This is a genomic window from Chitinophagaceae bacterium (assembly GCA_007695095.1).
In the GTDB taxonomy this organism is placed as follows: Bacteria; Bacteroidota; Bacteroidia; order Chitinophagales; family REEL01; genus REEL01.
On the sequence record REEL01000067.1, the window covers coordinates 1 to 12,287 of the forward strand.

Annotated in this window: 11 protein-coding genes; 2 read left to right on the plus strand and 9 right to left on the minus strand. The window is 36.2% G+C overall.

Annotated elements, in window-relative coordinates; genetic code table 11:
- Positions 1–317 precede the first annotated feature (317 nt).
- From EA412_02215 to EA412_02235, 5 genes are all read right to left on the minus strand, one after another.
- Positions 318–929, minus strand: coding sequence for a dephospho-CoA kinase (locus EA412_02215; protein ID TVR81939.1), 612 nt, complete (start codon positions 927–929; stop codon positions 318–320).
- A complete protein-coding gene (locus EA412_02220) occupies positions 922–1,725 on the minus strand; it encodes a hypothetical protein (GenBank protein TVR81940.1) in 804 nt (267 codons plus the stop codon). Before EA412_02220 ends, EA412_02215 begins: the two co-directional genes overlap by 8 nt.
- A 255-nt stretch (positions 1,726–1,980) precedes the next feature.
- Positions 1,981–2,295: a preprotein translocase subunit YajC gene (gene yajC / locus EA412_02225; protein ID TVR81941.1), complete on the minus strand. Its 315-nt coding sequence runs from the start codon at positions 2,293–2,295 to the stop codon at positions 1,981–1,983.
- Positions 2,296–2,303: 8 nt separating this feature from the next.
- Positions 2,304–2,795: a DUF1573 domain-containing protein gene (locus EA412_02230; GenBank protein ID TVR81942.1), complete on the minus strand. Its 492-nt coding sequence runs from the start codon at positions 2,793–2,795 to the stop codon at positions 2,304–2,306.
- A gap of 148 nt (positions 2,796–2,943) precedes the next feature.
- Positions 2,944–5,493: a hypothetical protein gene (locus EA412_02235; GenBank protein TVR81943.1), complete on the minus strand. Its 2,550-nt coding sequence runs from the start codon at positions 5,491–5,493 to the stop codon at positions 2,944–2,946.
- Positions 5,494–5,687: 194 nt separating this feature from the next.
- Between EA412_02235 and EA412_02240 the strand changes: the two genes are divergently transcribed.
- Positions 5,688–6,101, plus strand: coding sequence for a transcriptional repressor (locus tag EA412_02240; protein TVR81944.1), 414 nt, complete (start codon positions 5,688–5,690; stop codon positions 6,099–6,101).
- Between the two features lie 76 nt (positions 6,102–6,177).
- Positions 6,178–8,064, plus strand: a complete 1,887-nt coding sequence (locus EA412_02245; GenBank protein ID TVR81945.1) for an ABC transporter ATP-binding protein — start codon at positions 6,178–6,180, stop codon at positions 8,062–8,064.
- Positions 8,065–8,077: 13 nt separating this feature from the next.
- Here the strand turns inward: EA412_02245 and EA412_02250 are convergent, their stop codons facing one another.
- Genes EA412_02250 through EA412_02265 form a run of 4 tightly spaced genes read right to left on the minus strand, consistent with a single transcriptional unit; the run spans position 8,078 to position 12,255 of the window.
- The gene (locus EA412_02250; GenBank protein TVR81946.1) at positions 8,078–9,334 is read right to left on the minus strand and encodes an MFS transporter; all 1,257 of its coding nucleotides are present in this window, start codon (positions 9,332–9,334) and stop codon (positions 8,078–8,080) included.
- Positions 9,309–10,235, minus strand: a complete 927-nt coding sequence (miaA, locus tag EA412_02255) for a tRNA (adenosine(37)-N6)-dimethylallyltransferase MiaA (protein TVR81947.1) — start codon at positions 10,233–10,235, stop codon at positions 9,309–9,311. Before miaA ends, EA412_02250 begins: the two co-directional genes overlap by 26 nt.
- Before the next feature lie 9 nt (positions 10,236–10,244).
- Positions 10,245–10,769 carry a hypothetical protein gene (locus EA412_02260; protein ID TVR81948.1) on the minus strand — a complete coding sequence of 175 codons (525 nt, stop codon included), beginning with the start codon at positions 10,767–10,769 and terminating at the stop codon, positions 10,245–10,247.
- A gap of 40 nt (positions 10,770–10,809) precedes the next feature.
- The gene (locus EA412_02265; GenBank protein TVR81949.1) at positions 10,810–12,255 is read right to left on the minus strand and encodes an HD domain-containing protein; all 1,446 of its coding nucleotides are present in this window, start codon (positions 12,253–12,255) and stop codon (positions 10,810–10,812) included.
- Positions 12,256–12,287: the final 32 nt, after the last annotated feature.

Consider the following 12,287-nt stretch of genomic DNA (forward strand, 5'->3'; position numbering starts at 1 on the left):
CGAAGACGGAGAAGTACAGAAAGGAAAGATTGTGGTTTATTGAGGCTGTTGAAAGACCAAGAAGACCCAAGAGCCCAAATTTCAAGAGACCAAGACCCAAGGAGGGAAAGTAGGCAGCGGCAGTGGGCACTATGAATAACCCGCAAGGTTTTTGTTTATTCAATTGCATCCCAATTCACTAACAATAAAATTTATACTAAAAGTAAACCTTGCGGGTTTATCCTGAAAGCAAGACAATAGGAGAGAAAAATGGAAAAATTATGATGGAAAATGTCAAATGGAAAATGTGGGGTGAGCTCTATGATATCGCTTGTAACTCAGAGATTTTTCGAAAGAGTCTCCTTATTAATGAACTTTAAAACATTTAGCAATTGCGGGATTACTGGTATTTCGTCATTGTTTTTGATTTCAAAATCAGCCGCTTCCAACAATTTCTCCTGTGAAAACTGATTTTTCATTCTCTCCAAAACAGCTTCTCTGTCTACCTTATCCCTCTTCATCACGCGCTTTATCCTTAAGTCCTTAGGAGCGGTAACTGCTATCAAAAAATCAAGTTCTTTATAACTGCCCGTTTCTACTAAAAGAGCGGCTTCTTTAAATATAAGTTCACTTTCCTGTGAAATAGCCCATTTTTTAAAATCACTACGAACAGCCGGATGAACGGCTTCATTTAATTTTTTTAATAAATCTTTATCATTAAAAGCCTGCTTAGATATAAAGGCTCTGTTTAACTGATTATCTGTTGTATAAGACTCTTTCCCGAAAATTGCTATAATTTCATTTTTAAGGGCGGAATCTTCAATCATCAGCTTTTTAGCCATAACATCTGAATTATAAACCAGATATCCCATAGTCATTAAAACCTTTGAAACTATAGATTTTCCGCTGCCTATACCACCTGTTATACCTACCTTAACTTTTTCAATCATAAATTATAAACTCGAGTCTTGAAGGAGAAACCCTGATATTTCTGGCAAATTCATTTTCTGTATTAACCATCACAGGAACCCTTTTATCACTTTTTACATCAATTATTGAAAAGTCAGCAAAAACTTGAAAGTCAGATGCTAAAACTTCTTCATAGCGGGAAACAGGCAATAAGCAAGAGAGGGTAACTCTTCTCGGGAAGATACTAAAGCTTTTTTCTGAATCATCATCCTCAGTGAAAACTTCTACCGGGATATCAAAAACTTTTTCGGTAAATCGCTCAACGGGTATGTTATATTCAGCCCTTTCTACACTTAATGAAATCAGCTCATTCTCCGGCTTTTTCATTTCTATAACTCCTGAAAGTGATTTGTTGATATTCTTTTTTTCAAAAGGCTTACTTGGCCAGCTAAAAATCGTATCAATTGCAGAAATAGGTCCTGAGACAGTTATTGAATCAGGAGAGAGCGAGATTTTACCAAAGACGTCAAACTGCTGATTAAAATCTAGCCTATAATCAAAATCAATTGGAACACTTCTTTCCAGCAGCGCTTCAAAATCCAGATATACGATTTCAGGAGATACACCTAATATGCGAATCTCTCCCGGTATTTGATTTTTAAATTCTACCAATATCTCACTTACGGGAACAAGAGCACCCCTTCCATACTTGGAATAATCAACTTCTACAAGACGATTGGCTCGCAGATTATGTCGGAATAAATGAAAACCGGTAGATTCTGTCAATATAAAAATTTCATCAACCGGCTTACTGACAAGAATTAAATTTTCAGGCATGTTAATATACCTTACCTTAAACTTTAAGTCTGTTTGATAAGTATAAGACAGGGAATTAATAAACCATAAGGTAGCGGCAACGAAAACGCACAGTATAAATACAAAAGTATTATTTTGGAGAATACCAGGATTCTTTTTAGTCCTAAGTTTATTCAATAAATTATTAAAGACATTCACAAATTTATTATCCCTTTTAAATGAATCATCCTTAAAGTTATACTTTTCTTATTAAAAAAAGAACGAAAAACTATGAAGCTACTTTTCCTCTGACTTGGATAAATCCATAGATACAGCTGATTTTTCTATCTTTATTTTAACATCTTTATCAACTTCTATCAAAAAAGTATTATCTTGAACATTCACAATTTTACCGTGAAGTCCTCCGTTTGTAACAACTTTATCCCCTTTTTTCAATTCATCGATATACTTTTTTTGTGCCTTTACTTTATTCGCCTGAGGTCTTATCATAAAAAGATAAATAACTAAGAAAATAGCTCCCATAAATGCGAAAGTGACTAAAGAGCTTCCTCCTCCATCATCGGGTGGAGCCATAAGAAAAATGTAATTCATACTTAACTTTAATTTTGAACAATTGTACTTACAAGGTTCAAAGTTATAACATTTGGGTTAGTATTCGCTGTTATGTTTACAGATTTTCTCTGAATACCTTTTCTGTTTGCACTATCATAAGTAACTACAATAGAGCCTTCTTCACCCGGAGGAATAGGTTCTCTCGGATATTCAGGTACGGTGCATCCGCAAGTTCCCTTTGCCGAATAAATTATTAAATTAGAAGTTCCGGTATTTCTAAAGGTAAATTTCGTCTCAACAACTGTGCCCTCAGGAACATCTCCAAAGTCATGATCATATCTGTCAAACCTCATTTCAGGCCATTCAGTAATACTACCGCTGGAAGCAGTTCGCTGATCTTTAATCATATCTGTGCCAACTCTTACAGGCTCTCTTCTCTGTTCGCTATATGGCGTATCTTCCGCACCCGGACTCGGCTTCTGCTCCTCAGAACAACCAAAAAATGCAATTACAGCTATTAAAAATAATACTTGCTTCATGTTTTTTTTAAAAATTAAAATGAATATTTATTCACCCTTTATAATGTAATTAGTTAACCTGATTGTTAAAAAATACCTTTAACACAATCATTGATGAAACGAAAAAAAAATTATTTTATTAACAGCTCATCTGATTTTGATAAAAATATTATCGAATTAGAAGTACATTACCTGTTTTTTCACGGTAATTACCATTGAGATATTCAACTTTTATATGGTAAACATATGAACCCATTGGAGAAGGAGTTCCTTTATGCGTTCCGTCCCAACCATTTGAAGTATTTAATAAATTTTGATTAAAATAAACAGATTCACCCCATCTATTAAAAATATTTATTTCAATGGAACGTGCATTTGAAGACATAACATTAAAGTGAGTATTTTGCCCGCTTCCATCCGGTGCAAATGCATTGGGAACAGAAACAAAATATTCGTCTGTATCTCCCGGTATGATAATCGTATCCCCCGGGATAATAACTGTGTCCGATGGTAAGTCACAAAGTTCAAGGCTAACGCTATCAATAGCAATACAGTTTTCACTATCCGTCACGAATGCAATATAAAGCCCACCTGACAAATCAAACAAATCCATGTTATTGCTTCCATTGGACCATAATACATCAAAGCTTCCGCTACCACCTGAAATATTTAGTGAAATGGTTCCATTATCCGGGTCTGAAGCATCACAATCCGGATCAGTAAATGCAATATCTGTAATAATTGGATCCGGCTCATTTAAGGTAATCGAATCTGTAACTTCACAATTATTTGCATCTGTAATTGTTACGCCATAACTACCTGCTTCTGCATTTATAAGTAACTCCTGCACATTTCCGTTTGACCATAAATAAGAATATGGCGGTGTTCCTCCACTTCCGACTACACCCGCTAATCCATCATTTCCGCCATTGCAGGAAATATCTAAAGAAGACAAAATAGTTGATTGCAGCTCTGAAGGTTCATTTATTGTAAAGGAAGCTTCTTCAATACAGCCGTCGGCATCAGTGATGGTTAAGTCATAAACACCCGGTCCGATAGCCGCCAAAAGTGGACTTGAACTACCATTTGACCACAGATAATTGTAGGGGCTTTCACCTCCATCAACACTAACTGAAATTCTGCCATCATTTGCTCCAAAACAAGTTACATTTGAGAGTGAGTCCAGATTTATAGTTATTGGTGAGGAAGTTCCAATTTCAACTGTTGAGCTAGCTTCACAATTATTTTGGTCTGTAACAGTAACGCTATAATTCCCTGCTGTCAGAAAAATTGCCGGATTGGTTACCTGCTGTATAGGTGCAGTTGACCATAAATAGGAATAACTACCGGTACCGCCCTGAGCAAAAACTTCAGCTTCCCCATCATCTGCTCCACCACAACTTACATCTAATGCTGCAATAGAATCAATTACTAATGCAGCCGGTTCAAGAATTTCTATTGTATCTGAAATTTCACAACCTTCAGAATCTGTTACAGTTAAAGTATACAAACCGGCTGTTAAATCTGTTACCACACTATCACTTGAAGTTATCGGGGCTGACCAGCTATAATCTACATAAGGAGGAGTTCCACCTGTTGGAAGTGCTATGATAGAACCGTCATCTGCTCCTGCACAGCTAATATCACTTTTAACCAAATCAAGGTCATAGGTAAGAGCCTGATTAACATTTGCTGTTAAAGTGAATGTACCCGCATCTGACGCTTCAGTACCACTCAATATTACTTTATAGGTTCCCGGTATACAAATTGGATAATTAATCAAAGGGCAAGCTCCACTATCAACAGCTATAATCGTATTGCATGCACTGTTTACTAAATAAAGGTGTCTGTTAAAAGAACCCGCACCTCCGCAAGCTGTAATACTAACTCCTTTTGGTTCATTAACTTCAAAAGAATACACAACATCGTTACCGGGCGTTCCAAAAGAATTTGAATAACAAACATTACTGTTAAAATGAGATAATTGTACGCCGGCCTCTAACTGTCCAAGCTCAATTGGATTACTGCAATCCTCACCTAAGGTATATCTCCAAAACGATTCTACTCTTGGTAAGAAAACGGTATTTGCACAATTGGTCGTTGACAAATATCCATGATTATACCACTCACAAGGAGGACCTACTCTGTAATCTATATCTGTTTGAAAAGGATCAGCAAAACAAGGATAATCATCATCCGTACTGAACGCACATCCAAATAAAGGGACATTGGAGCAGCAACAGTTTGTTTGATAAACGCATCGGTCTCCCTGACAGTTACCAAGAGCACCTGTGCCGGGTATGCCATCTGTACCGCAATCATTTTCCCAGGCATCCATTCTTAAATCAAAAAATTGAGGAACCGTAGCACCGGTATATGTTTCATCAAACATAGTATAGTTCAAATCCTGTGAAAAGTTTGGTGGGTCAAAGTCATCTGTTAAACAAGTTCCTCCCTGCCAGCCGGAGCCGGAAACATTAGCCGCATCTCTTGCCCAAAAGAAAAAAGTAAAGTTATCCGGATTAAAGCCTACTTGTCCCCCAAAATTCAAAGATGCATCTGAAGGAGGTGAATATGTAACCTGAACGTCTCTGACTCTAACCTGCAACTGCATGGGTCCGTCATCGTAAGTTTGAGCTTTTACTTCCATAAAGTCTCCCAGAAAAAGCAATAGACTGAAAGCAAAAGGAACGATTTTTGAAAGAAATTGATTTATCATATTCTCAAGTATATTTTAAAACTTTTTTTCGTTAACAACAATTTTACATCAAATTTCTGTAATTTTCAGTCTTGGTTCAAATAAATTCCAAATTGTTTACAATATATTTTCTATCATTGAATTTATATAGTTTTTAAAAAAAGTACTTGAACTTTTACTACTAATTAAAAATAAAGCAAAAACACTTGAGTTAAATGAGTAATGTTGTTAAAATTTTAAAAAATCACAAACTAAGAATCACCGATTGCCGGGTAAGTGTATTAAGTTATTTTTTGGATAAAAAATATGCATTAACACATGCCAATCTGGAAGAAGAATTTTCAAATAAATTTGATAGAGTAACCCTCTACAGAACCCTTTCAGCATTTGAGGAAAGCGGTTTAGTTCACAAAGTACCCGATGCCTCCGAAAGTGCAAAATTTGCCGTTTGCAGTGAGAATTGCTCAGATTTAGCTCATTACGACAATCACATACATTTTAAATGCCGGAAGTGTGGTAAAACTGAATGTATTAGTGACATACCTATTCCAAAAATTCAACTTCCAACCGGCTATATACCTGAAAATGCAGAATTGTTAGTATCAGGCCAGTGCAAAAAGTGCAATTAAATGTAGGGATACCTTATCTTTGCAAACAATTGGCGTTAAATTTTTAACGGCATTCATACATCTACACTAACTATCCATGAATCTAATTACAGTTGAGGATCTATCAAAATCATTCGGTGCTGATTTACTTTTTGAAAAAGTAACTTTTGGTATTGAAAAAGGTGAAAAAACAGCCCTCATAGCCAAAAACGGAACCGGAAAAACCACTTTGATGAGAATTATTGCCGGCCAGGAAGTTCCTGATAGTGGCAAATTAAGTATAAATAACAATGTCCGCATATCGTTCTTAACGCAGACAGAGAACTTTTTACCGACTTCCACTCCAATGGAAGTAATGTTCGATGCAAACCATCCGGCAGTTATAGCTTTTAAAAACTACAAAAACATTTTATCTAACGAAAAGGCTTCGGATGAAGATGTTCAAAAAGCTTTAGATGCGGTGGAAAAAACTTTTGCCTGGGATATTGAAGAAAAGGCGGCCCAACTGCTTGCCGTATTTGGTTTGGCAACTATAGAAAGGCAAGTCAAACATCTTTCCGGTGGCCAAATTAAACGATTGGCTCTTGCGAGGACACTTTTAGAAGAACCGGATTTGATTTTAATGGATGAGCCCACAAACCATCTTGATATGGATATGATTGAATGGTTGGAGAATTACATCAAAAAATTATCTTCTGCGGTGCTTATGGTCACTCACGACAGGTATTTTCTGGAAAGAGTTTGTCAATCTATCATAGAGCTTGATGATAAAAAACTGTACAAATATAAAGGGAACTACAGCTATTATATTGAAAAAAAGGCTGCTCGTGAAGAACAGGAAATCACAGAAAGTGCTAAACTAAAAAACCAGTACAAAAAAGAGCTGGAGTGGATGCGTCGTCAACCAAAAGCCAGAACAACCAAATCAAAGCAAAGGACAGCCGGATTTTATGAAATAGAATCAAAAGCAAATGTAAGTAAGGATGATAAAACTCTTAAAGCTGAGATAAAGCCGGACCGAATGGGTTCAAAAATTCTGGAACTCAAAAAAATCAGTAAAAAATACGATGAGGATGAAATTATAACAGACTTTACCTACAGTTTTAAAAAAAATGAGAAAATTGGAATTGTCGGGAAAAATGGTTCCGGGAAATCAACTCTTTTAAATATTATCACCGGAAAAACTATGGTAGATACCGGAAAAGTAGTTGTCGGTGAAACCATTAAATTCGGTTATTATAAACAAAGCGGCATAGAAATCAAAGCCGGGAAAAGAGTTATTGAATTTATCAGAGATGTCGCTGAACATATTCCATTATCAAAGGGCAGAAGCCTCTCTGCAGCTCAAATGTTAGAGAATTTTCTCTTCCCCAGAAGTATGCACTTTCAATATATAGAAAAGCTTAGTGGTGGTGAAAAAAAGAGGCTTTACCTCTTGTCTGTCCTTATGGGAAATCCGAATTTTCTAATTTTAGATGAGCCTACCAATGATCTTGATATATACACTATACAAGCTTTGGAAGAATATCTCCAAAATTTTGAAGGCTGCCTGCTAATTGTTTCTCACGATAGATTTTTCCTGGATAAAACCGTCGGGCATATTTTTGTTTTGGATGAAAAAGGTGGTCAAATCGTCAATTTTCCGGGGAATTACTCACACTATTATATTTATAAAGAGAATAAAATTTCAGAAGAAAAAAAGCAATTGCAAGCAAAAAAGATAGAAGCGGCAAAACCTGTGGCAACAGTTTCAGCACCTAAAAACGAAAATAAACTCACCTATAAAGAACGCCAGGAATTCAACAAAATAGAGAAAAAAATTGAAGAACTGGAAAGCAAAAAAAGCGAAATTGAGTCTGAGTTGTATGATGCCGGTTCCGACGCCGAAAAGACTATTGAACTTTCAGAAAAACTAAATGAAATATCCGGTGAATTAGATGAAAAAATGATTCGATGGATTGAATTATCCGAAAAAGAAATGTAAGCAACTTTAAAGATTAAAGTTCACCGGTTCCTTTTTTCTTATAAAAATCTTTTATCAAAAAATAATACCAAATGACCCCCACAGCATAAAGAGCTGCTGTAATAAAGAATATTTCAGAATACTGAAAACCGCGACTTCGCAAAATACTGAATATCTGAGAGCTGATAAACCAACTTCCCGACCAGATTGAAGCATTTATAGCACTCACAATCTCCCGGTTGCGTTCACCCACATAATACATTGTTAGTTCTGAAGTCATCGGCCCGGCGACATTCATCAGCGGCTGGCGGATAATGAAAAATAATACCGCAATATAAACCGCAAATCCATAAGCAGCCACGTATTCGGTTAAGGCCATCACAATTAATGCTACTATAGAAAGGGATTGTATCAAAACAATGGCGATTTTGTAACCATACTTTTTTCTTATAAAAGGCATAAACAAAACCCCACCTGCCACAATCATATAGCTGAATGAACCCATAGCTGAATAAACAGCCGATGGAACATTGTGTACATAAAGAAAAAACAAATTGATAAAAGGTATAGTAAAACCGGCGCCTACAGCAATTATAAATGTTGGAACTATAACCAGAAATATGGTTTTCCAGTCATAATTCCCTAACCAGTCCTTCATACCGTTTCTATTGCTGACATTCTCTTTTAGATCCATTTTTAGAATGCAAAAGAAGCTTAAAAACCCAATCAGTGAAAAAATATTTAAGAGCAGTCGTTCATCAAAAATCTGCGGTAAAAAAGTTTGGAGCGTAAAGTTCAAAAATCCAATGATACAAATACTTATACTCCAGGTTTGAAAAAATAAAACAATGGTTTCGGAATGGGTTTCTTTTTTACTATTTAACAAAATAAAAGGCAAAGCACAAACCTGTATTAAAGTGAAGCCAACTCCCCAAATAGACAAGGCAATGTAAAGCACAGTGTCCCAGCGCATTTCAATAGCATGTAAAACAACCAGTGAGCATAAGGGCACAACCAGCGTTGCCACCAAAAAGAAAGGTTTCAGGTTTCGTCCTTTAATGAATAGCCCAAGCGGGAAAGCAAAGAACATAACCGTAAGAAAGCGATACGATATAATATCAGCAATCATATAATCTTCGTAATCACTATCTGTCATGTAGTAATTCAGCAAAAGAAAAAAAGATGAGTTTATGAATTGCAAGAACAGCTCAGCCAGTATTAGCATGATTACCGGCTTTTCAATCTTTGAATAACCGACTAAAAACTTATTGTAAAAGTTTGATTTTTTCATAAACAAATGCAAAGATGCTATCTTTTTCTTCTGTATCAAACCAGTTTATGGTTTTATCATTCCGAAACCATGTAAATTGTCTCTTAGCGTATCTTCGGCTATTTTTTTTAATTTCTTCAATAGCGGTGTTCAAATCTGTTTCACCTCTCAAATGAGCAATAATTTCCTGATATCCCACCGTTTTTAAATTGGGGTGGTTCCAATGTTTTTCCAATGATTTCACTTCCTCCACTAATCCGCTTTCTATCATTTTATCTACCCGAAGGTTAATGCGCTCGTATAATTTTTCACGCGGCATCTCAAGACCAATTTTTAATATTTCAAAAGGTCGGGATGCTTTTTCTTTTTTATAAAAAAAAGATATGGGCTTACCACTCGCTCTAAACACTTCAAGCATACGAATCAGCCTGCGGGGATTGTTTTTATCTATTGTTTTATAGAAATCAGGGTCAGATTTTTCTGCCAGCTCCCGAAGGTAATCCATCCCCTCTTTATCAAACTCTTCATTTAACTGCTCTCTTATTTGCTCCGAAATTTCCGGTAAATAATCGATTCCCTCGCATACTGCCTTTATATACAAACCACTTCCCCCACACATAATCACAATGGATTTTTTTGAGAAAAGTTTGGATAGTGTTTGCAGGGCTTCCCGCTCAAACATACCGGCGCTATAATTTTCAGAAACACTTAAATGACCGCTTAAATGGTGCTCCACTCCGTTCATTTCAACCTCAGTGGTTCGGGCAGTACCAATAAGCATTTCCTTAAAAAACTGTCTCGAATCTGCGCTTAAAACTTCTGTCTGAAGCCTTTTGGCTAAATCCACAGACAAACCGGTTTTCCCGGTGGCTGTAGGACCGCAAATAACAATCAGTAACTTTTTTTCTGCTGATGTTGACAAATGTTCTTTTTATAAATTGTCTTCCGTAAACCCATCCTTATCAAAATCGTCCCACTCAAAACCTAATTCCTCATCAAATATTCCATCTCCGAAACTGTCTCTCAAATTACCTTCAGTTTTTAACAATTGCGGATACTTCACACCTTCCTCAGCCTTTAATTTTTTTTCAAAAAACACCAGATACGATACATGCGGAGTGGCATCATTAAAATAAATCATTTGCTTAACTTCTTTTTCGTCTGTAAAAGCTAACAACTCATCTCTACCATCAATGCTCCCATCTAAAATCTTAAACTGATCGACCGCAATTTCTTTATATTTTTTCCAGCTTTCGTCACTCTCAAAAAAAGATGCCGGCATGCGCTGACCTATACCGAATATTTTAATGAGAATCTGATGAAACTGCTCATAACTCAAATTTTCGGGAAGCGCTAACACTCTGTTTACTTCCGGTGATTCTTCTACTATAACTTTAACTTTAAAAATATTCATAAAACTTTTTTTTCTAAAACTTAAGCTTGCATTTGACCTCAAAAAACTAATTTCAAGTAAAAAATACCGGCTGAAATTTTAATTATTCATTTACGGCTTTCAAGCCCATTTGTTTGCCCAAATCATACATATATTCCAGGGCAGCTTCTCTTTTATTAGGCAGCTTACCATCCAAAATTGCTTCCTTTATCATATTTTTGATTACGCCGATTTCTTTACCCGGTTTAATATAAAAGGCCTTCATGATATCCTCTCCACTTACCGGAGGCTGAAAGTTTCTGATATGATCTTTTTCTTCCAACTCTTTTAGCTTCAATCTCACCAGTTTCAGGTTTTGAAGATACTTTTTTACTTTATACTCATTTTTGGAAGTGATATCTGCTTCACATAAATCCATCAAATCGTCTATATCATCACCGGCATCATACAAAAGTCTTCTGATAGCTGAATCTGTAATATTTTCTTTATCCAAGCCTATAGGCCGAAGATGCAGAAGCACTAATTTTTCTACAAAACGCATTTTTTCATTAAGCGGCAATCTTAGCCTTTTGAAAATACGGTTTACCATTTTCGCTCCGACAACATCATGAGCATGAAAAGTCCAGCCATGACCTTTTTCAAACCTCTTGGTTCTGGGCTTTCCAATATCGTGTAATAAAGCTGCCCAACGCAACCATAAATCATCACTTTGCTGAGCAAGGTTATCGACCACTTTCAGTGTATGATAAAAATTATCTTTATGTCCGTGACCTTCTATAATTTCGACACCTTCCAGTTCTACCAATTCCGGTAAAAAATATTTCAGCAAACCGCTTTTAAACATTAAATCCATGCCGTAAGAAGGCTTATCAACCATTAGTATTTTATTGAGCTCAGATGAAATTCGCTCCATACTTATAATTTCTATGCGGTGGCTGTTATTTTTAATTGAGGCAAACGTTTTTTCTTCTATTCTAAAGTCGAGCTGAGCGGCAAAACGAATTGCCCGAAGCATGCGTAAGGGGTCATCAGAAAAAGTTTTATCCGGATCAAGCGGTGTTTGAACCAGGCGTTTTTTTAAATCTTTAATACCATCAAAAGGGTCTAACAGCTTTCCATAATTTTCCTCGTTTAAGCTTATGGCAAGCGCATTAATCGTGAAATCTCTTCGCTTTTGATCGTCTTCCAATGTTCCGTTTTCTACCATTGGCTTTCGACTGTTTTGGTCATAGGACTCTTTCCTCGCTCCTACAAATTCCAACTCAAAATCGTCCACCTTAAACATTGCCGTTCCAAAATTCTTAAAAATGGCCGGCTCGGAACTGTTTTCAAATTTTCCGGCAGATTGCACGGCAAAATCCACTCCACTTCCCACACACACAAAATCAATATCTTTCCGGGCAGTTTTTTTCAGCAATTTATCTCTGACAAAGCCTCCGATAACGTATGCTTCCACTGAGAGTTCTTTAGCAGCTAAAGCAACTTTCTGTAATATTTCATCTTCTTCAGAGTTGATATTTATACCTTTCGGGTATTTTTTTTGAATCATCGTTGTCAAAAATAATCAATTTAAACAGTTAA

Coding starts and splice junctions, on each gene's coding strand:
- EA412_02215 (TVR81939.1), bottom strand. CDS start 929: ATGATTGAAAAAGTTAAGGTAGGTATAACAGGTGGTATAGGCAGCGGA.
- EA412_02220 (TVR81940.1), bottom strand. CDS start 1,725: ATGCCTGAAAATTTAATTCTTGTCAGTAAGCCGGTTGATGAAATTTTT.
- yajC (TVR81941.1), bottom strand. CDS start 2,295: ATGAATTACATTTTTCTTATGGCTCCACCCGATGATGGAGGAGGAAGC.
- EA412_02230 (TVR81942.1), bottom strand. CDS start 2,795: ATGAAGCAAGTATTATTTTTAATAGCTGTAATTGCATTTTTTGGTTGT.
- EA412_02235 (TVR81943.1), bottom strand. CDS start 5,493: ATGATAAATCAATTTCTTTCAAAAATCGTTCCTTTTGCTTTCAGTCTA.
- EA412_02240 (TVR81944.1), top strand. CDS start 5,688: ATGAGTAATGTTGTTAAAATTTTAAAAAATCACAAACTAAGAATCACC.
- EA412_02245 (TVR81945.1), top strand. CDS start 6,178: ATGAATCTAATTACAGTTGAGGATCTATCAAAATCATTCGGTGCTGAT.
- EA412_02250 (TVR81946.1), bottom strand. CDS start 9,334: ATGAAAAAATCAAACTTTTACAATAAGTTTTTAGTCGGTTATTCAAAG.
- EA412_02265 (TVR81949.1), bottom strand. CDS start 12,255: ATGATTCAAAAAAAATACCCGAAAGGTATAAATATCAACTCTGAAGAA.